This window comes from Acinetobacter sp. TG2027 (assembly GCF_000302435.1).
Classification (GTDB): Bacteria; Pseudomonadota; Gammaproteobacteria; order Pseudomonadales; family Moraxellaceae; genus Acinetobacter; species Acinetobacter pittii.
On the sequence record NZ_AMJN01000040.1, the window covers coordinates 361,350 to 382,082 of the forward strand.

At 37.1% G+C, this 20,733-nt stretch carries 22 protein-coding genes and 1 riboswitch; of the genes, 14 read left to right on the top strand and 8 right to left on the bottom strand.

The features are described from left to right. Positions 1 to 32 precede the first annotated feature (32 nt). Both fumC and B806_RS0111325 read left to right on the top strand, forming a co-directional pair. Complete coding sequence (gene fumC / locus B806_RS0111320; protein ID WP_017385986.1) at positions 33 to 1,427, top strand: class II fumarate hydratase; 1,395 nt, start codon at positions 33 to 35, stop codon at positions 1,425 to 1,427. A 356-nt stretch (positions 1,428 to 1,783) separates the two neighbouring features. Continuing rightward, positions 1,784 to 2,230, top strand: coding sequence for a DUF6097 family protein (locus B806_RS0111325; RefSeq protein ID WP_017385987.1), 447 nt, complete (start codon positions 1,784 to 1,786; stop codon positions 2,228 to 2,230). Positions 2,231 to 2,395: 165 nt separating this feature from the next. Here B806_RS0111325 and B806_RS0111330 read toward each other — a convergent pair whose 3' ends face one another. Continuing rightward, positions 2,396 to 2,689: a hypothetical protein gene (locus B806_RS0111330; RefSeq protein ID WP_002115649.1), complete on the bottom strand. Its 294-nt coding sequence runs from the start codon at positions 2,687 to 2,689 to the stop codon at positions 2,396 to 2,398. Positions 2,690 to 2,862: 173 nt separating this feature from the next. Here B806_RS0111330 and B806_RS0111335 point away from each other — a divergent pair, with 173 nt between their 5' ends. Continuing rightward, entirely contained in the window at positions 2,863 to 3,573 is a 711-nt protein-coding gene (locus B806_RS0111335; RefSeq protein WP_017403035.1) for an alpha/beta hydrolase, read from the top strand. A 45-nt stretch (positions 3,574 to 3,618) separates the two neighbouring features. On the opposite strand, the gene B806_RS0111340 is transcribed toward B806_RS0111335, so the two are convergent. Further along, positions 3,619 to 3,882, bottom strand: coding sequence for a hypothetical protein (locus B806_RS0111340; RefSeq protein WP_017398951.1), 264 nt, complete (start codon positions 3,880 to 3,882; stop codon positions 3,619 to 3,621). 228 nt (positions 3,883 to 4,110) lie between these two features. On the opposite strand from B806_RS0111340, the gene B806_RS0111345 reads away from it, so the two are divergent. From B806_RS0111345 to B806_RS0111360, 3 genes are all read left to right on the top strand, one after another. Beyond that, complete coding sequence (locus tag B806_RS0111345) at positions 4,111 to 4,554, top strand: BLUF domain-containing protein (RefSeq protein WP_017398952.1); 444 nt, start codon at positions 4,111 to 4,113, stop codon at positions 4,552 to 4,554. Positions 4,555 to 4,795: 241 nt separating this feature from the next. Beyond that, positions 4,796 to 5,287, top strand: a complete 492-nt coding sequence (locus tag B806_RS0111350) for a hypothetical protein (RefSeq protein ID WP_002115670.1) — start codon at positions 4,796 to 4,798, stop codon at positions 5,285 to 5,287. Between the two features lie 150 nt (positions 5,288 to 5,437). Continuing rightward, a riboswitch (glycine riboswitch) is annotated at positions 5,438 to 5,526 on the top strand. Between the two features lie 143 nt (positions 5,527 to 5,669). Further along, the gene (locus B806_RS0111360) at positions 5,670 to 6,947 is read left to right on the top strand and encodes a D-amino acid dehydrogenase (protein WP_114149601.1); all 1,278 of its coding nucleotides are present in this window, start codon (positions 5,670 to 5,672) and stop codon (positions 6,945 to 6,947) included. A gap of 44 nt (positions 6,948 to 6,991) precedes the next feature. Here the strand turns inward: B806_RS0111360 and B806_RS0111365 are convergent, their stop codons facing one another. Continuing rightward, positions 6,992 to 7,636, bottom strand: a complete 645-nt coding sequence (locus B806_RS0111365; protein ID WP_016140721.1) for a hypothetical protein — start codon at positions 7,634 to 7,636, stop codon at positions 6,992 to 6,994. 100 nt (positions 7,637 to 7,736) lie between these two features. Between B806_RS0111365 and ispF the strand changes: the two genes are divergently transcribed. Then, positions 7,737 to 8,228, top strand: coding sequence for a 2-C-methyl-D-erythritol 2,4-cyclodiphosphate synthase (gene ispF / locus B806_RS0111370; RefSeq protein WP_017398954.1), 492 nt, complete (start codon positions 7,737 to 7,739; stop codon positions 8,226 to 8,228). On the opposite strand, the gene B806_RS0111375 is transcribed toward ispF, so the two are convergent. The 5 genes from B806_RS0111375 to glnL form a co-directional block, all read right to left on the bottom strand. Then, on the bottom strand, positions 8,216 to 8,740 hold the full coding sequence (locus B806_RS0111375) for a protein tyrosine phosphatase family protein (protein ID WP_017398955.1): 525 nt from the start codon (positions 8,738 to 8,740) through the stop codon (positions 8,216 to 8,218). The genes ispF and B806_RS0111375 overlap by 13 nt on opposite strands. 192 nt (positions 8,741 to 8,932) lie before the next feature. Further along, positions 8,933 to 9,853: an ornithine carbamoyltransferase gene (argF, locus tag B806_RS0111380; protein ID WP_005068890.1), complete on the bottom strand. Its 921-nt coding sequence runs from the start codon at positions 9,851 to 9,853 to the stop codon at positions 8,933 to 8,935. A gap of 112 nt (positions 9,854 to 9,965) precedes the next feature. After that, complete coding sequence (locus tag B806_RS0111385; RefSeq protein ID WP_005803466.1) at positions 9,966 to 10,619, bottom strand: TetR/AcrR family transcriptional regulator; 654 nt, start codon at positions 10,617 to 10,619, stop codon at positions 9,966 to 9,968. A gap of 264 nt (positions 10,620 to 10,883) precedes the next feature. After that, positions 10,884 to 12,377, bottom strand: coding sequence for a nitrogen regulation protein NR(I) (gene glnG, locus B806_RS0111390; RefSeq protein WP_002115702.1), 1,494 nt, complete (start codon positions 12,375 to 12,377; stop codon positions 10,884 to 10,886). Further along, positions 12,364 to 13,473 (bottom strand): nitrogen regulation protein NR(II), encoded by a 1,110-nt coding sequence (gene glnL, locus B806_RS0111395; protein ID WP_002115631.1) that lies wholly within the window; start codon positions 13,471 to 13,473, stop codon positions 12,364 to 12,366. Before glnL ends, glnG begins: the two co-directional genes overlap by 14 nt. A 342-nt stretch (positions 13,474 to 13,815) precedes the next feature. Here glnL and rimO point away from each other — a divergent pair, with 342 nt between their 5' ends. From rimO to rseP, 7 genes are all read left to right on the top strand, one after another. Next, positions 13,816 to 15,159: a 30S ribosomal protein S12 methylthiotransferase RimO gene (gene rimO, locus B806_RS0111400; protein ID WP_017385993.1), complete on the top strand. Its 1,344-nt coding sequence runs from the start codon at positions 13,816 to 13,818 to the stop codon at positions 15,157 to 15,159. 51 nt (positions 15,160 to 15,210) lie between these two features. After that, entirely contained in the window at positions 15,211 to 15,939 is a 729-nt protein-coding gene (pyrH, locus tag B806_RS0111405) for a UMP kinase (protein ID WP_000852257.1), read from the top strand. Between the two features lie 84 nt (positions 15,940 to 16,023). Beyond that, positions 16,024 to 16,578, top strand: a complete 555-nt coding sequence (gene frr / locus B806_RS0111410) for a ribosome recycling factor (protein WP_002115638.1) — start codon at positions 16,024 to 16,026, stop codon at positions 16,576 to 16,578. A 5-nt stretch (positions 16,579 to 16,583) separates the two neighbouring features. Further along, a complete protein-coding gene (gene uppS / locus B806_RS0111415; protein WP_002115643.1) occupies positions 16,584 to 17,336 on the top strand; it encodes a polyprenyl diphosphate synthase in 753 nt (250 codons plus the stop codon). After that, positions 17,336 to 18,160 carry a phosphatidate cytidylyltransferase gene (locus B806_RS0111420; protein ID WP_017385994.1) on the top strand — a complete coding sequence of 275 codons (825 nt, stop codon included), beginning with the start codon at positions 17,336 to 17,338 and terminating at the stop codon, positions 18,158 to 18,160. The genes uppS and B806_RS0111420 overlap by 1 nt, the downstream gene beginning before the upstream one ends. Continuing rightward, the gene (ispC, locus tag B806_RS0111425) at positions 18,161 to 19,357 is read left to right on the top strand and encodes a 1-deoxy-D-xylulose-5-phosphate reductoisomerase (RefSeq protein WP_017385995.1); all 1,197 of its coding nucleotides are present in this window, start codon (positions 18,161 to 18,163) and stop codon (positions 19,355 to 19,357) included. Between the two features lies 1 nt (position 19,358). After that, on the top strand, positions 19,359 to 20,714 hold the full coding sequence (gene rseP / locus B806_RS0111430; RefSeq protein ID WP_017385996.1) for an RIP metalloprotease RseP: 1,356 nt from the start codon (positions 19,359 to 19,361) through the stop codon (positions 20,712 to 20,714). The last annotated feature ends 19 nt before the right edge of the window (positions 20,715 to 20,733 follow it).

Here is a 20,733-nt window from a genome sequence, read left to right on the forward strand (position 1 = left end):
GTGAGTTCTTTATTGAGATAACTGAGGTTTCTATGCAAACACGAATTGAACATGACACTATGGGTGAAATTGAAGTTCCAAATGAAGCATTGTGGGGGGCACAGACTCAACGCAGCTTACAGAACTTTAAAATCGGGCAAGAACGATTACCCCGTGCCATGATTCGAGCGATGGGTTTTGTAAAAAAGGCTGCTGCAATAACCAATGCTGAACTTGAACAACTACCACAAGATTTGAGTCAGTATATTGTGGGTGCTGCTGAAGAGGTCATTGATGGTAAGTGGGATTCCCAATTTCCTTTAGTTGTCTGGCAAACAGGTTCTGGTACCCAAAGTAACATGAACTGTAATGAAGTGATTGCCAATATTGCAAACCAGAAATTAGGGCAAGCCTTAGGTGCTCAAAAACCAGTACATCCAAACGATCATGTCAATCGTGCTCAATCAACAAATGACTCATTTCCAACGGCTATTCACGTGGCAGCAAGTTTGCAAATTAATGAATTGCTCATTCCTGCTGTAGAGCAGCTTAAAGCGACTTTGCAAAAAAAGTCAGATGAGTTCCAAGATATTGTCAAAATTGGCCGTACCCATTTGCAAGATGCTACTCCACTAACCTTAGGCCAAGAATTTAGTGGTTACGTATCACAGCTTGAGCATGGATTGGTTCGACTACAACAAGCTTTGAGTGGTTTATATGAGTTACCATTAGGTGGCACAGCGGTAGGTACAGGATTAAATGCACATCCTGACTATGCAGTAAAAGCTGCAGCTCAGCTTGCATTACTTACAGGTTTGCCTTTTGTAACTGCGCCTAATAAATTTGAAGCACTAGCAGGACGGGACGCCGCTGTTTTTGCATCAGGAGCATTAAAAACTTTGGCTGTAAGCTTAAACAAAATTGCGAATGATATTCGTTGGCTGGCAAGTGGACCTCGTTGTGGTTTTGGTGAAATCCGTATTCCAGAAAATGAGCCTGGTTCAAGCATTATGCCTGGGAAAGTAAACCCAACACAAAGTGAAGCAATGACCATGGTTGTAGCACAAGTGCTTGGAAATGATACGACCATTAACGTAGCAGGTGCTTCAGGTAACTTCGAATTAAACGTCTTTATGCCAGTGATTGCTTATAACTTATTACAATCTATTCAGTTACTTGGTGATGCATGTAATAGCTTTAATGATCACTGTGCGGTGGGAATTGAGCCTAATCGCGATAAGATTGATCACTTCTTGCATAATTCTCTGATGCTAGTTACAGCTTTAAATCCAGTAATCGGCTATGAAAATTCTGCAAAAGTTGCAAAGACTGCTTATAAAGAAAATAAAACGTTGAAGCAGGTCGCTGTTGAGCTTGGTTTGGTTACAGCGGAACAATTTGACGAAGTAGTTAAACCTGAAAAAATGGTTTCACCAAATAGTAAGTAATCTATGTAAAAATAACCATATTTTTAGAAACTCAATCAATAAAAAGGCACTTTTGAGCTATTTCAAAAGTGCTTTTTATTTTAGTAATTCGAAATACTTAACTCCTATGAAAACTTACTTTTTAATAATCGTATAATTCAGAATAAAATATCAATCGTTCTCATAGTGTAAAAAAATTGAGAAATATAGTGAGAGGAAGCTATGTTTAGAAATCTTTGGAACATTTTCGGCTTCTCGTATTTCTTTTGAATATTTTTTAACTCAGCTCAATTTATTACTTTTGTGTTAAAAAGTGCTTTTAATCATAAAATTTGCCTTAAAATCCATGGTTTTACTAATTACATTCTGGTTTTTCTATGGGAAATTTAACAATTTTAGGTGAGGCATTAGAAAGTGCAGAAATCTTGAAAAACGTTCAATATCATATTAAAGACAACAGATTACCTATATCATTAAAAGATGATTTGAATAAGCAAATTATTGAAGTTGAAAAATATTTTGGAGAAGATGATTTTGAAAAACTAGAAGTTAAGAAAAATAAAATCAATATATGGACAGGAGTTCTTGCGGTTCCAATATTGATTTATTGTATTGCATTATTCTTAAGTCGATATGTACATAACTTTGGTATCAATATTGATGTAGATGTCTTAAATCATATGTTGTTCGATAATATATTTAAATATATTTGGATTGTCATAATTTATGCAGTCATATTCTTTGGATTGATTGGATACTTTTATATACTTAATAACCAAAGCAAAAAATTAATTGAAAAGAATGTGAATAAACTTCTTAGCTAAATATGTTTAAAATCTTTAAGCATACAATATGCTGTGCACTCTATTATCTGTATATACAGATAAATCATTAATAAAAGTGTACGCGCTAATATTTATATAAAAGCCCTCAAATGAGGGCTTTTTTGGGGTGGAAGGATTTAGCTTGTATCTTGAAATTGGAAAATATCAAAGTAAGCCGTCTATGTATTCCCAACCATGAGATTTCATAGCTTCAAACTTCTTTTTTAGCTCTTCTTTTTCGTACTCATGTATATCGCGTGCTAAAAGAACATGATATGAGTTAGATTCTGGTTCTATAGTCACTTCAATAATCTCTACTGGTTCAATCACTCCACTCTCAGTTAAACCAGAGTCTATAAAACACATTCCTTTTACAGGAATAACAGTACAATCATATTCCTTAGAAATAAAATAATTATTTGCTGAAGCGGAATACGTACGTGATGCTCTAACTTTCATGTGTATCTCCTTCAAGCATAAAAAGGGAATGTTTTAGTCTGGCGTGCTTCCACAGTTATTTCTGTTTAATTTATATAGTGATTTTATTTTTTACTTCAATATTCTAATTATAGATTTTTTATTAGCATAAAATGCTGTTAGCTATAATTTACAAGTAAGGTATTAAGAAACTTATGAATCAAAAGCCAATTTCAGTTGTTTTAATTCCTGGTTATATGCTTGATGAATCTCTCTGGAATGAACTCATAGATGAAATGCCTAAAGAGAGGAATATATCTCGAGCTACTTTAAAACAAGGGCAAACAATCAAAGAAATTGCTCAAAATATTGTTGAACATGCGCCAGAAAGCTTTGTACTGATTGGATTCTCACTTGGAGGATATATCGCTAGATCTATAGTGGAGCAATTTCCTGAAAAAGTTAAGGCACTTATTTTAATAGCGTCTTCACTACGCTCAGATACAGAAGAGCAGAAGAGTCAAAAATTAACGGCGATTAAACTTAACTCTGGGAAAAATTTCCATGGGCTAAGCTCAATATCGATTGAAAAAACACTTCATCCATCAAATGTGCAGAATCGTACTCTTGTAAAAAGAATCCAAGAGATGGGCAGGACTCTAGGTTATGAAGAGTTCGTTAAACAATCTATGTTAGATAGAAGTTCTTATGATATGAGTAAGATCACATGCCCAACTTTAATTATTTCTGGTACAGAGGACCAGCTGCGCTCTAAGGAAGAAGCTATAGAATTATTAGATCAGTTACCCCATGCAAAGCTTGAGATAATTAATAATACTGGTCATATGATTCCGATTGAACAACCTAAGTCACTGGCATCAGTGATTTCCATATGGTTAAGTGAAAAGAATTTAGGAGCAAGTTAGAGAACTTTAAATAACTTAAAAAATAGTTACTTGAGGACTTATGTTTCAGGAGGGCCTAACTTTCGTTTTCTTCGTCAGAATCTTAATAATCCTGAAAACTTGATTACCAAGTTTGATCTTTTGGTGAATGGTTGCATGATCAAGCTGATCCCATAACTCAAATGGGAAAAACTCTGAACTATGATCAAATATCCATAACCATTGGTAGCTATTGTTAAGCGTATTCTTATCAAAACGAACATCTTGGACTTTAATAATCTTAAACTGTTTATGATGTTCGTCTTGAAGAATAATTTCATGATTCTCCATTAGACATCCATACATTAAAGATAATTTTCAATTGTACTAAAATTAATAGTGTCTAATTAACTTGTTAGGTTGGCATTAATTTACAAAAGATTTCCGGTTGTTAAAGTTTGTCATTTTCAAAAAGAAAATAATCTTTACTTTTGAAATACAAGGTTTTAAATAGCTTACATTGTAAGAAGAGAGGGTAGATGTCAGAATGGACATTAAAATCTATCTTCGAGTATCGCTATGAGTTTAATAGGCTTTATGTATGCAAGTAAAACCAATAGTGAACATAGTCAAATAAAACAAGATTTAATTGATATTCTCACCGAAGCTGTCAAATTCAATTCACATAATGATATTACAGGAGTGCTTTACTATGGTAATGGATACTTCTTGCAGTATTTGGAAGGTGAGAAAGAACAGGTCGAATCGCTATTTTATAAATTAATTTTGAAAGATTCGAGACATCAGAACTGTGAAATCATCTTTTCAGAACCATCCGAACAACGGCTATTTAAACATTGGAGTATGAAATTTGCTCCCATTAACACGAAAATAAAAGAGTTCTTTCATCATCATCATGTTGATGAATTTAATCCTTATCTGCTTAACACTACATCTATTCCGACTTTTATTGAACTGCTTGTAGATCAGCCAAATTATAAAGTTGATCAATATCAAGGTTAATCGAAACCAAGAATTACAACGGATTTTTGATGTTCTATTTAAAGTTAAGCTCTCTTCGGAGAGCTTTTTATCACAAAGGCTGAAACTTTCACTAATTAATGGCGAATTGGCGTTGAATAAGCCGTCATAATTGTTAAAATGCCCACCTTGTCCTGTTTTTACATTGTTTTTTGTTTTGCATTTATTTCGCAAAGTTAGAGATAAAATTATTAAAAACAGCTGCTTAGTTAAGGATTTTTGAATGCTCTCTATTTATTTGACAGATACCCAACAACATGTGCAATTTAATGATTACCCTAGTGATCAGCCAGTTAAGTTTCTGTTAAATCTTAAAAAGATTTTCCCAAGTACAGCGGATTTATTATTACCAGTTTTACCTGAAGATAATGATCTAGAAAACGTAACGTGGGAATCAACCTCAAAAGATTTTGAAGTTTTTAAAAAACTATTAGCGGGATGGGGTGTTATTGAGCTTCGTTTAAATGCAATTACTGCTTATAAAGATAAAAACTTTGCAAATGAGCTAGTGAAACAAGCACAGGTAAAACGTAAGAAAACAGCGCAAAAAAATCATCAGCTTTCTTTAGTTGCTCTAGATTATATTTTTATGCACGAAGTTCATGCATTGATTGATGCTGAATTGGTCACTATTGGTGAGAAATTCTATTTACCAACCTTGCGTGAGCAATGGAAGGGTACGGTTTCAGACCAAGTGCTTAACGGTAAACTCTAATTTAAGTGTAAAAGGTGGATTTATAAAAATTCACCTTTTTTATTTTCTAATTAAATCAGTATTTTATAATTTTAAGATTGCTTATACAAAAGTTTACAAGAAAAGAATGCGTTTTTTTCAATGTGGCAGATACATTGCTTATATAAATACAAAATTATTGCGGGAGAGAGGTTCATTAAGAACCCGCCGAAGGAGCAACAAGCCCGGAAACTCTCAGGCAAAAGGACTGTAATAATTAAAAAATCTGGAGAGAAGCTTAGATTTATAAGAATGGAAAACAATGACTTATAAATTATAAACTCACCGAAGGGGAAGATCTAAACGTTAAAAGGTAACGTTGGGGTCGAAACTCTCAGGTACCAATGACAGATGGGCTGAACTGATGAAATGTTCTTGCATTTCTGAGGAGTCTGTTATGCCACATGTTATTGTGATAGGTGCGGGAATCACAGGGGTTACCTCTGCTTATGAATTATCGCAACTGGGTTATCAAGTCACAGTGATTGATCGACATTTATATCCTGCAATGGAAACATCATTTGCCAATGGAGGGCAATTATCGGCTTGTAACGCCGAAGTATGGAACCAAAAAGCCACCGTCATTAAAGGCTTTAAATGGATGAGACAAAAAGATGCTCCTCTATTGTTGAACCCTTCATTTAGTTTGCATAAGTATAGTTGGTTGGTTGAATTTCTATCACATATTAAAAACTATGAAGCGAATACGATTGAGACGGTCCGTTTGGCATTGCTTGCTCGTAAGCGTTTGTTTGAAGTTGCTGAAAAAGAGCAGCTTGAGTTTGATTTAGAGAAACGTGGAATCCTCCATATGTATCACAGTAAGGCTGACTACGAGATTGCTAAACAAGTTAATAACGTATTGAACAAAGGTACATTGGAACGCTATTCGGTTTCACCTGATGAAATGAAAACAATAGAACCATCTTTGACGGGTGACTATTTCGGTGGCTATTACACACCAAGTGATGCGACGGGTGATATTCATAAATATTCAACTTCTTTGGCTGAGAAGACTAAACAATATGGCGTTCAATATAAGTTTGGCCTAGAAGTTATGGATATTAAGTGCAGCGCAGACAAAGTAGTCGTAACTTGTCAGCCAAGTGCTGAGCATCCTTATCTGGTTGAGTCCGATAACATTCAGCTTGAAGGTGATGTACTTGTTGTTTGTGGTGGTGTGGGGAGTTATCAACTTGCCGATATGATTGGTGAGCGAGTAAATGTGTATCCAGTAAAAGGTTATTCAATTACCGTGCAATTAAAAGATGAGCACAGTGTAAACAATGCTCCTTGGGTAAGCTTGCTAGATGAAAGTGCAAAAATTGTGACTTCTCGTTTAGGTAAAGATCGACTGCGTGTGGCAGGGACTGCTGAGTTTAATGGCTATAACCGTGACATACGGGCTGATCGTATTCAACCATTAGTGAATTGGGTTAATCGTAACTTTGATATTTCAACTGAGCATGTGGTGCCTTGGGCAGGGTTAAGACCAATGATGCCGAATATGCTGCCTGTTGTTAAGCAATCTAAACAACCTCGTGTTTTTTATAATACAGGGCATGGGCATTTAGGTTGGACTTTGTCTGCGGCAACCGCAGTTTTAGTCGGTCAGGATATTGCTCAAAAATATCCAGCGTAGAAAGTAAAAAGCCAGTGTTCAAACACTGGCTTTTATTTTAAGCGTTAATCATATAGGCGGTAGATTCCGCTAAAACGTTCACAGCCTTTTTGCTGAGTTTTCACATTAAGTAAAGCTTTTTGAAAATTAAACTGATATTTACAGTTGTGCTCATTGTCTAAAATTTCACTTTTTTGTTCAGGTGAACTATAGGCCATCAATGAGATCGTTTGAGTTTCTTTGCGGTTATTTGGATTGCGGTATGCTATCCCTTCAATCTTAATTTTATCTTTCGCGAGCTGATGGACTTGAATGTGTACAGGCTGAGCTGCTATATGTCCATTTTCAAACTTAAGATAATGCTGGGTAAGCGTTTGCTTAAGTGAAGCATAAAAATTTAAGTCATCAGTACGTAAATCAAACTGTTGTTGAATACATGTATTACTCTTGCATTGCTGAGTATGTTTAGACCATAACTTTTGTGTATCCTGTAAAAGCTGTAAGGGGGCATCAGTAACTAAATATGCAGAAAGATATTTATTATTGAGTTGCTTTCTCGATTCACTAAATGTTTTTGAACAGATTTTAAGCTCAGCTCCAGTATTGGAACAGTCTATTGATTCTGCAAAGACAAGAGGTGAACATAAACAACTCAGTGTCACGACAAAACTTAATCTTTTTAATTGATTCATATCAGTATTAGACAGCATGATCGCTTATACTTTCAGTCTACTTTGCTAGGTGTACTATAGCGAAACAGAACGGCTGAATACAAGATTTCTTAAGTTTTTATGGAAGGTAATAATTTATATGGTTGCTCAGATTCGTATTGGACAAGGAATGGATGTACATGCCTTTGAAGTGGGGAACTTCGTTACATTGGCGGGTATTCAAATTCCACATACACATGGTTTGAAAGCGCACTCTGACGGTGACGTTGTACTTCATGCGCTATGTGATGCTTTATTAGGTGCTTTAGCGCTTGGAGATATTGGACAACATTTTCCTGATACTGACCCAGAATACAAAGGCGCAGATAGCCGAGTATTGTTAAAGCATGTTTATCAATTGATCTTAGACCGTGGTTATCAGTTAAATAATGCCGATATTACGGTGGCTTGCGAGCGTCCAAAATTAGCTAAGCATAATCTTGAAATGCGTCAAAGCATTGCTGACGTTCTAAATGTAGATATTAATCAAATTAGTATTAAAGCAACGACAACCGAAAAACTTGGGTTTACCGGTCGTCAAGAAGGTATTTTGGCTACAGCGACTGTTTTAGTCTCTCATCACACCAAGTGATCGGCCTGCTGCAAAGACTGTTGAAGTTCTAAAGTTGCCTTACGGCCTTGTAGCTGTAAGGTAATACTATGAATGAGTCCAGTCCAAGTCTCATTAGGTTCCCAAATTTCGTGCAATAAATCCTGAGAAGTCGGCATATCCATATTCATATAAAACTGTCTATAGACATACATAAGGCAACTTACGCGTTTATTTTTGGCGCAATGTATCCAGATAATTTCATTTTGCACTAAATGATCAATCAAATCTAAAACTAATAAGCACTGCTCAGCGGAAGGCATCTCCCAATCAATTGGAATATGAATATAATTTAAACCAAGGTCTAAACAAATACGGTCTTCATTCTCAAGATGATTTGAAGCATTAGTTAAAGCAAGGTTAATGACTGTGCTACAACCAAACTCTTTAATCAATTTTAGTTGTTCAGCAGAAGGCTGGGCCGAGCTAAATAAATGTTCATGAATAATCGAAAATGCGGGAATTTGAGATAATGATTGTTCAAGGGGTGTCATGATCGCACTCTACAAGAGTAGGCTTAGCTTATTGTGTAGAATGTTATACACGATTCTAGAGAATAGTTGAAATACAGCCTGCTTATATATTCGGCAACGTTATCAAATTTTTAAAAATAATTAACTGGAAGAGTACAAGTCTTATAAAATAAAAAACAGCATCATAAAGATGCTGTTTTTTAAACTCAAAATTTAAGCTTTCTTTAAATTTTCATTTAATAAAAATTCGACTAAAGCTTTTTGAGCATGGAGACGGTTTTCTGCTTCATCCCATACGACTGCATTTTTATAATCGAGCATGGTTTCAGAAATTTCTTCGCCGCGATGAGCAGGTAAGCAGTGCATAAATAAACAGTCTGGGTGAGCAAGGCTCATTAATTTTTCGTTAACCTGAAAATCAGCAAAGGCTTTTTCACGAAGTTTTTGCTCTTCTTCTTGGCCCATGCTTGCCCATACATCAGTTACAATAAGGTCAGCATTTACTGCTGCATCTTCCGCATTATCATAAAGCTCAACGCAATGACCAAACTCGGCTAAAAATTCAGGTTTAGGTTCATATCCTTTTGGCGATGCAATTTTGAGTTTGAAACCCATCATGTGTGCAGCTTCAATATATGAATTACACATATTATTACCATCACCAATCCAAGCAACGGTTTTGCCTTCAATGCTGCCGCGATGTTCAATATAAGTTTGTAAGTCAGCAAGTAACTGGCATGGATGATGATCATCAGTTAGGCCGTTAATTACAGGAACTTTTGAATAAGATGCAAAACGTTCAACAATGTCATGACCGAAAGTACGAATCATAACAATATCAAGCATACTTGAAATTACACGTGCAGAATCTTCGATTGGTTCACCACGGCCTAATTGTGTGTCACGAGGCGATAAAAAAATCGCACTACCGCCAAATTGGTTAATACCTGCTTCAAAAGAGATACGTGTACGCGTACTTGATTTCTCAAAAATCATTCCCAATACTTTACCAACAAAAGGCTGGTAGACCTTATTGTCATGTTGCATTTTTTTAAGCTCGCTTGCGCGTTCTAAAATGCGATTAAGTTCTAGAGTGGATAGATCACGTAAAGTCAGGAAATGTCTTAGAGCCATGTAGCTACTCCATAATAATTGTTTTGAAATACAACAATTATCTGTTGTTGGCTGGGTGGATGTGGGAAAAAAGAAGTCTACTATACTATAAGCATTTTAAAATGCAAAAGAATTAGACTTTATGATGGCCTTTTAAGAAAATATCTACACAATATTCAATATAATCAAAAGCTTCTTTCTCATCTGGAAGAGCTGGCATACCCATAATCATACGCCATTCAATATCTCGTAAAATCCCAAAATACATGAGTGAAGAATAATACGGAGAATTACATGTAATTTCGCCTGATTTATCCGCAAACTCTAATGCTTGAGTAAGTGTATTTTGTAAATTATGTACCCATTTGTCATATAAGTATTGTATGAGGACAGTGTTACATTCCGTCTGTTCAATAATAAGTCTTAAAAATGCAACATGTTCGGGCTGAATAATATGAATATACACACGATTAAGTGTTTGAATCAGATATTCTCTTAAAGTGCTTTTCTCTGGTTGGAATGGAATGCAAATATCTTTAAAAAACATTTCACGTTTATGATCACATATAGCCGTAAAAAGTCCTTCCTTATTGCCAAAATATTTATAAATAGAAGCCTTGGAGCCACCTGCATGATTAACAATATCATCGAGAGATACAGCATCATATCCTTTCTCTAGGAACAGCTCAGTCGCGCTTAATAATAGAGCTAAACGACGTTCAATACCGCGGCGTGTTTGAGGTTTCTCACATGCAAGGTGATGTGAATCCAGGACTGAATCATGCATAAAATTTAATAACAACAACTGACTTTGCTTATCTAGTATAGCAAAACTATCTTTAGTGATGGTCATAACCATTTTTTTAGATCATATGCTGAACAGTAAGTGGCTAATTAAAAAAATAAACTAATAGAAAATATAAGCTTAGAGTTAATTGTGGAAAGATTTAGTGATGTAACCTTATGTTTACATTATATTTTAATCAAAAATCTGATTGATAAAAAGCGGCTAAGAATGACTTAACCGCTCTCAAGTTAAATAATGAGACTTCTAGGCTTCAGTTTGAGTAACCTTGTGCTCATCTTCTTCGTCATCATCTGCAGAATCCATTCCTAGTTCTTTTAACTTGCGTGTTAAAGTATTGCGACCCCAACCCAATAATTCAGCTGCATGACGTTTGCGTCCACGTGTTTGTTGCAAGGCTGCGTTAATCAATGTGCGTTCAAACATTGGTGTGGCAATATCCAAAATTTTCATTTCACCATTTTTAAGCTTTTGAATAGCCCATTGATTTAGTAGTTCATCCCAATGGTGTAGAGAAATACGCTCAAAAGAAGGTGCCGGTTGACTAGAATCACTATTCTTTTGCAATGGAACTTGTTTGAGCTCAGAAGGTAAATCTTCCGGATAAACTTCACGACCAGTAATCATTACAGTTAGCCAGCGGCACGTATTCTCAAGTTGTCGTACGTTACCTGGCCATGGTAACTGTTGCATATAGTCTGTCGTCTCGGTACGTAAGATTTTTGGACTTACGCCAAGCTCTTTACCTGCACGCGCAAGGAAATGCTGCGCAAGCATTGGAATATCTTCACTACGGTGGGCAAGCTTAGGAATGTGAATACGAATCACATTTAAGCGGTGATATAAGTCTTCACGGAAGCGACCTTCATTTACCAGTTTCTCTAGATCCTGATGCGTTGCCGCAACAATTCGAACATCTACTTTAACGGGAATGTGTCCGCCTACACGATAGAACTCACCGTCAGCGAGTACGCGAAGCAATCGAGTCTGAGTTTCAAATGGCATATCACCAATTTCATCAAGGAATAATGTTCCGCCATTTGCCTGTTCAAAGCGGCCTTGATGTTGAGTATTCGCGCCTGTAAATGCTCCTTTCTCATGACCAAATAACTCGGTTTCAATTAAGTCTTTTGGAATTGCCGCCATATTTAAAGCAATAAAAGGCTTGGCACGGCGTGGGGAGTGCTTGTGTAAAGCATGAGCAACTAATTCTTTACCTGTACCCGACTCACCATTAATTAAAACAGTAATATGAGATTGAGATAAACGGCCGATAGCACGGAAAACCTCCTGCATTGCTGGAGATTCACCAATAATTTCTGTTGATTGAAGAGGTGAGGCTGTTTTTGTAGCTTCTTGCTGTTGTAGTTTATTAATATGCAGGATCGCGCGATTGACTAAAGCTAAAGCTTCATCAATATCAAAAGGCTTTGGTAAATATTCAAACGCGCCTGTTTGATAGCTTGATACAGCAGACTCTAAGTCAGAATGTGCTGTCATAATAATGACAGGTAAATCTGGATGAGTGTTTTTGACTTTAGATAAAAAAGTTAAACCATCAATTCCAGGCATGCGGATGTCAGTTAAGATGACATCGGGAGCATCATGGTGCAAACGTTCAAGCGCAGTTTGAGCTTCTTCAAAATTGGTAACATCAAAACCTTCCTCTTTAAAGGTCTTTTCCAATACCCATCGCATGGCGCGATCATCATCAATAACCCATATTTTATTTCGCGACACGGTCTGACTCCCAAGGTAAATATAAGCTAAAAATTGTTTTTCCAGGAACAGATTGGCATTCAATCATTCCGTTATGTTGATGCATAATATTCTGTGCAATACTCAGGCCAAGCCCAGTACCTTTTGCTCGTCCAGTAACCAATGGATAGAAGACTGACTCCAAAATACTTTCAGGAATGCCTGGTCCATTGTCCTCTATATCGACTCGTACGGTAGATCGATTTAGTACACCGTTAATCGTGACAAGACGTTGTATACGTGTACGTAGAATTAACTCCGGTTCGTGATCTATAAAGAATGCTTTGTTTTCTGTTATGGCTTGAATTGCATTTACACTAATGTTGAGCATGACTTGTATTAACTGATCACGATCGGCATTAACATCGGGTAAAGACAAATCATAATCCCGTATAATTTTAATTTTCTTCTTTGTCTGGTTGGCGATAAGTGAACGCACTCGCTCCAAAGGCTCGTGTACGTTAACATTTTCATAACTTGGGAGTTGTCTAGAACCCAACATGGTATCTGCCAAGTTAGTTAAACGATCTACTTCATTAATAATGACATCTGTAAATTCAGCATAACTCTTATCGTTTAAACTGCGAGCCAGTAATTGAGTTGCACCACGAATACCTGCAAGTGGGTTTTTAATTTCGTGCGCAACGCCACGTACGAGCTGCCTAGCGACCTGATGTTGTTGTACCAGATTTTCTTCTTTAGAAATCTTTAACATACGATCAATCGGGTTGAGCTCAATCAAGAGTAATGGGTGATAACTTTTACCTGCATTTAATTGAGACACTGTGTAATCAACATGAAGGTCTTTAAAGTTGACATTAATAACCGCTTCTCGACGAGTATAGGGTTGACCGGTTTTTATAGTGTTTAATAACGCTTCATGTGTATTAAAAGTATCATCTGGTGCATGAAGTAAGTTCAAAACCGGCTGTCCTGAAGCTCGAAGCAAACTAATGTCAAATAGTGCTTCGCAGGCAGAATTTAAGTAAAAAATATTCAAGTTACTATCGATCAATAAAATCGCAGTAGTTAAGTTGTCTACCAATAGGCGATAGTCGATAGGGTTGTGTTGATCCATTAGCGAATCGTTCCTGTCTTAAAATAGCGCAATGGCATCTTCATTGGTTATCGGATTTTCACCGTTATAGAACATGAACGATGCAAAATATACGCCAACTTTGTTTATGGGTTATTTTAAAGTTTTAAAGTATTTAAAAACGCGCTGAAATCGGTCTTTATATCGGTTGATCAAAACTGATGGCTTGAATATAGATAATAACATGATCCAACTTGGTGCAAAGGTGAGTTTTGGTGCAAATGTTGGTCGTATTTTGGTGCATTACACAAAGAGTAGGCTTTCCACCTATGCTTGAGACAAGAAAAGACATACAATACGCGCATTCAAGTGGAGCGCAGATTCATGAAGACCCCCAAAGTCGGTTTTGTTTCTTTAGGTTGTCCTAAGGCATTGGTAGATTCTGAACGAATTTTAACTCAGTTAAAGACTGAAGGTTATCAAGTTGCATCAGATTATGATGGTGCTGATTTAGTTGTTGTTAATACCTGTGGTTTTATCGAATCTGCGGTACAAGAGTCGCTAGATGCAATTGGCGAGGCCATGAGTGAAAATGGTCGAGTAATCGTTACTGGATGCTTAGGTAAAGACGAAGACAAAATTCGTCAAATGCATCCAAATGTTTTAAAGGTTACTGGTGCAGCAGCTTATCAAGATGTAATGGAAGCTGTACATGAATATGTCCCAGCACCACCTAAACACAACCCGTTTGTTGATTTAGTTCCTGAACAAGGAATTCGCTTAACACCAAAACATTATGCCTATTTAAAAATATCTGAAGGATGTAACCACCGTTGTACCTTCTGTATTATCCCAAGTATGCGTGGCGATCTAGTATCGCGTCCAGTTGGAAGTGTACTGGAAGAAGCCGCTGCGCTTAAAAGAGCAGGTGTTAAAGAAATCTTGGTTATTTCCCAAGATACATCAGCATATGGTGTAGATACCAAGTACAAACTTGATTTCTGGAATGGACAGCCTGTTAAAACAAAATTCTTTGATATGTGTGAAGCACTAGGCCAACTTGGTATCTGGGTGCGCTTACATTATGTTTATCCATACCCACATGTTGATGCGGTTATTGACTTAATGGCACAAGGTAAAATTCTGCCATATCTTGATATTCCATTCCAACATGCAAGCCCGCGTATTCTTAAGTTAATGAAGCGTCCGGCTCACAGTGAAAATACACTCGAAAAAATTAAATTGTGGCGTGAAAAATGCCCGGATCTTGTGATTCGTTCTACATTTGTAGTGGGTTTCCCAGGCGAAACTGAAGAAGATTTTCAAATATTGCTCGATTGGTTAGTTGAAGCTGAACTTGATCGTGTTGGCTGCTTTACCTACTCACCAGTAGAAGGCGCTACGGCAAATGATTTACCCGATCATGTGCCTGAAGAAATTAAGCAAGAGCGTTACGAGCGCTTTATGCAAGTGCAGCAACAAATTTCTGCTGCTAAGTTGCAAAAACGTATTGGTCAAACGATGACTGTATTAGTCGATAGTTTGGAAGATGAATATCCTGTTGCTGTTGCACGTTCTTATGCCGATGCTCCGGAAATTGACGGTAATGTCTTTGTAGAAGATATCGATAAGAGCACTATTCAACCAGGCGATATGTTGGAAGTCGAAATCACCGATGCGGATGAATACGACTTATTTGCAAAGTTAGTTAAAATTAAGTCGGTTTAATCGATAACGATTCAAAAAAGCATTCAGTTTAAGAGGTTTTGGAGCAAACTCATGGCGGAAACAATTAGCCCCCGTTATTCACGCATTTTATTAAAACTATCTGGTGAAGCATTATCAGGTAACAAAGACATGGGTATTGATGCCCAAGTTCTTGACCAAATGTCCCTTTCAATTGCTCACTTAGTTGGCTTAGGTGTGCAAGTGGGTATCGTTGTTGGTGGCGGTAACTTGTATCGTGGTAGTCAGTTGCAAAAGGATGGCTTGGTTGGTCGTGTAACAGGCGATCAAATGGGTATGCTTGCAACTGTAATGAACGGTTTGGCTATGCGTGATGCATTGGTTCGCCGTAATATCAGAACTCGTCTTATGTCTGCATTACCAATTGGTACAGTAGTAGAGTCTTATTCAAGTCGTGATGCGATTCGTCACTTGAGTCAGGGTGAAGTTTGTGTTTTTGTTGCTGGTACTGGAAATCCATTCTTTACGACTGATACGGCAGCTTGCTTACGCGGAATTGAAATTGAAGCAAATTTAATTCTAAAAGCGACCAAAGTAGATGGCGTATATAATAAAGATCCAAGTAAATACGAAGATGCGGTTAAATATGATCATTTAACCTTTGATCAAGTATTAGACGAAAAACTTGGTGTTATGGATTTGACAGCTATTTGTTTATGTCGTGACCATAATGTGCCATTACAAGTTTTTGATATGAATAAATCAGGCGCGCTATTGTCAGTAGTCATGGGCGAAAAAGAAGGTACACGCGTTACTAAATAATGTACGTGTTGACGAAAGCTCTTTATACTAGCGCTAAATTAAATTTGTTAAAACATCCTTGAATAAATAAGTAAGGTAGATCATATGATTAACGATCTGAAAAAAGACAGCGAACAGCGTATGTTAAAAACTCTTGAGTCTTTGGAACTAGGGTTTGCTAAAGTTCGTACCGGCCGTGCACACCCATCAATCTTAAATGGGGTAATGGTTCCTTACTACGGTTCTGATGTGCCTTTAAATCAAGTGGCAAACGTTGGTGTTGAGGATTCTCGTACACTTCTTGTTCAGCCATTTGAACGTACAATGGTTTCAGCTATTGATAAGGCAATTCGTGAGAGTGATCTTGGTTTAAACCCAATTACAGCGGATGCAATTCGTGTACCTTTACCTGCATTAACTGAAGAAACACGTCGTGATATGCAAAAAATTGCGCGTAGCGAAGCTGAAAATGCAAAAGTTGCAATTCGTAATATTCGTCGTGATGTATTAGGTGATATCAAAGCATTATTAAAAGAGAAAGAAATCTCAGAAGATGATGAGCGCCGTGCAGGTGATGATATCCAGAAAATCACTGACAAATATGTTGCAGAAGTAGACAAGCGTCTTGCAGCGAAAGAAGCAGAATTGATGAAGGTCTAAATTTTATGACCGATTCAGAAGAGTATCATCTTCCTAAGCATGTTGCCATCATCATGGATGGCAACAACCGCTTTGCAAAAAAAAATCAAATGCAAAAAGGTGATGGACATCGAGAGGGTAAAAATGTTCTTGATCCTATCGTTGAACATTGTAAAAAAACAGGTATTCGTGCTTTAACGGTTTTTGCATTTTCAAGCGAAAACTGGAATCGACCACAATTTGAAGTCGATCTGCTTATGAAGCTTCTTGAAGAAACTATTCATGAGCAAATACCTCGCATGAAGAAATTTAATATTGCTTTGCGTTTCATAGGTGATCGTTCCAGATTACCGTCACACCTAGTTGCCTTAATGGAAGATGCAGAGCAACAGACAGCACACCATAACACTATGACCTTAACTATTGCTGTGAGCTATGGTGGGATGTGGGATATTGCAAATGCAGCAAAACAAGTTGCTGAAGCGGTTTCCCGTGGTGAATTTGGTGCTGATCAAATAAATGTTGATTTGTTCGAAAAATATGTCAGTCTAAACGATCTGCCAGCTGTGGACTTATTGATCCGTACAGGTGGAGATTATCGCATATCTAATTTCTTGTTATGGCAAGCAGCATATGCGGAGCTGTATTTTACTGATACTTTATGGCCAGAATTTACAGTACAAGAATTCGATCATGCATTGAATGTTTTTTCGGGGCGTGAGCGTCGTTTTGGCAAAACATCTGAACAAATTCAGCAAGAGAAAATAGAGAACTTATAATGTTAGAGCGGATTGTTACCGCATTGGTACTTGTTGCAGTTGTTTTAGGCTGTATGTTTGCTACGCAATCACATTATCCAATGTTGGTTCTTATGATTGTAGCAGCAGGGGTTGCGGGGTATGAATGGTATAAATTAATGCCCCATGAAACTGTAAATGCTGTAAAGCCAAAAGCCTGGTGCTACGGTCTGCTTGTTGCATTCGTTTCAGGCGTTGCTCTATTTTTCCATGATATTGCATTACTTTTGTGGTCAGCTTCAATTTTGACTTGGCTTGTAAGCGTTTATTGGGTCAAATCTTTTCCTGAATTTGATGGGTGGTATAACGCTACTCTATATGTAATTGGCATTATTTTAGTTTGTGCTGCGGTAACTTCAATTTTTGTTGTCTGGCAAAGTTCGCCATGGTGGTTAATGTATCTGTTCTTACTCGTGTGGGGTGCAGATAGTGGTGCTTACTTTGTTGGTCGTAAATTTGGTAAAAGAAAACTAGCACCAACCGTAAGTCCGAACAAATCAGTAGAAGGCTTGTATGGTGGTATTATCACGACCATACTGGTGATGTTGGTTGTGCAATATCAGTATTTAAATTTAACTTTAATTCAGCAAATCCTGTTTCTTATCTTGTCACTGATTACAGTATTCGGTTCAGTTTTGGGTGATTTATTTGAGTCAATGATTAAACGTCGTGCTGGTATTAAAGATTCTGGACGTGTACTACCTGGTCATGGTGGTGTTTTAGATCGTATTGATTCTTTACTTGCTGCAGCCCCGATCTTTGCAACGGGAATGTATATATTAAAACTTATTGGTGTAGATTTATAAATGACACAATCTGTTTGCATATTGGGTGTAACCGGTTCCATTGGGCAAAGTACCTTAAAAATTTTAAATCAACATCCTGATAAGTATTCAGTATTTGCAATTTCAGCTCATAGTCGAATTTCTGAATTGGTTGATATATGTAAACAATTTCAACCAAAAGTTGTAGTTGTTCCAAAGCAAAAAGTTGACGAATTAGCAGTTTTATTTGTAAAGAATGAATTACAAGATATTGAAATTTTGACTGATCAGGAAGGGCTAGTAAGTATCGCATCTCATCCAGATGTTGATGTAGTTATGGCTGCAATTGTTGGAGCAGCTGGTTTATTACCAACATTAGCGGCTGTAAAAGCTGGTAAACGCGTATTGCTTGCTAATAAAGAAGCTTTGGTCATGTCTGGTGAAATCATGATGCAAGCAGCACGTGATCATCAGGCATTATTATTACCGGTAGATTCAGAACACAACGCTATTTTTCAGTCATTACCTCATAATTATTTAGAGGCTGAAAGAAATGGACAACCGCAACAGGGCGTATCAAGAATCTTATTGACCGCTTCAGGTGGACCATTTTTAAACCATTCGTTAGAACAGTTAGAAAAAGTTACTCCTGCGCAGGCTTGTAAGCATCCCAACTGGTCTATGGGGCAGAAAATCTCAGTTGACTCAGCTACTCTTATGAATAAAGGGTTAGAGTTGATCGAGGCATGTCATTTGTTTTCAATATCTGAACATTTTGTTACAGTTGTTGTTCATCCACAAAGTATTATTCATTCTATGGTGCAATATGTTGATGGTTCAACATTGGCGCAAATGGGTAATCCAGACATGTGTACACCGATTGCCCATGCATTAGCATGGCCAGAACGTTTACAGACTCGTGTTCCTGCTTTAGATTTATTTGAGTATTCTCAGCTTAATTTTCAAGCACCGGATATCCAGAAATTTCCAGCACTTGATTTAGCCCGCCAGGCAATGCGTGCAGGAGGGCTGGCACCTACTATTTTAAATGCTGCAAATGAAGTTGCTGTTGCTGCATTTTTAAACCAACAGATTGGATTTACAAATATCCCACAAGTGGTAGAGCATACTTTGCAAAAATTGGAAAACTCAGTTGCTGATAATATCGAGTCTATTTTAAATAAAGATAAAGTAGCACGACATATAGCACAGCAGTATATATCAAGTATAGGAGGCTGAAATGAGCGCATTATTTATGATTGCAGCAGCAGCTCTCTTGCTCGGTCCATTAATTGCAATTCATGAGTTCGGTCATTATTGGGTGGCACGAAAACTTGGTGTTAAGGTTCTAGTTTATTCTATTGGTTTTGGTCCGACATTACTTAAGTGGACATCAAAAAAATCTGGAATTAAGTACCAACTTTCAGCTTTGCCTTTAGGCGGTTATGTAAAAATGCTCGATGAGCGCGAAGGTAATGTTGCAGAACAAGATTTACCTTATGCATTTAACCGTCAAAAACCATGGAAGCGTATAGCAATTGTTGCGGCTGGACCTTTAATTAATTTAATTTTTGCTGTTTTACTTTTCTGGATTTTATTTTTACCAGCACAGGAACAACTAAATACAAGAGTAGGTAAAGTTATACCCAACTCGCCAGCAGCAACAGCTCAACTACAAGTAGGTGATAAGATTATTGCTGTTGACGGAAAGGAAACCCAAACTTGGGAAAAACTTAACTTTGCTTTGATTGATCGTGTAGGTGAAACTGGTAACTTGAATATCGATGTAGATCGTGCAGGTATTGAAAAAAATATTGTTTTACCAATTAAAGATTTTTTAAAAAATCAAAATGAATCAGCTTTAGATGTATTAGGTTTTTTACCTTATCGTCCCGTTATTCCCGCTGTTGTAACTGAGTTGACTGCAGATGGGGCAGCAATTCGTCAAGGAATGAAAGTCGGTGATCGTATTGTTTCAATTAATGGTCAAGTAATGAAAGACTGGTTTGATGTTGTGGAAGTTGTGCAACATTCACCAGAAAAATTACTTGGTATTGATGTGTTACGTAATGGTCAGCTCGTTCATTTGCAAGTTATGCCTCAAGGAAAGCGTGACAATATGGGGCAAGTGAGTGGGGTTTTAGGCGTAAAAAGTGACGCAGGAAAAATTACAATTCCTGACGAATATAAGCAAACAATTCAATATACTCCATTGCAAGCTTTCCAGATGTCGCTAGATAAGACTAGCCAAATCTCTAGCATGATATTGAGTTCAATAGTAAAAATGGTTAAGGGTTTAATTGGTCTAGAGAATCTTTCTGGACCAATTACAATCGCGAAAGTAGCGGGGCAAAGTGCAGAAATGGGATGGCAGACTTTTATCTCATTTATGGCTTTGATGAGTGTAAGTCTTGGAATTTTAAATTTATTGCCAATTCCAATGCTTGATGGTGGACATCTCGTTTATTACATTATTGAAGCTATTCGTGGGAAGCCTGTTTCTGAACAAATACAAATGTTTGGTCTAAAAATTGGTATGGTACTGCTCGGTAGTATGATGCTTTTAGCTTTATTTAACGATTTTATGCGTTTGTAAACGTATATGGATTTATAAC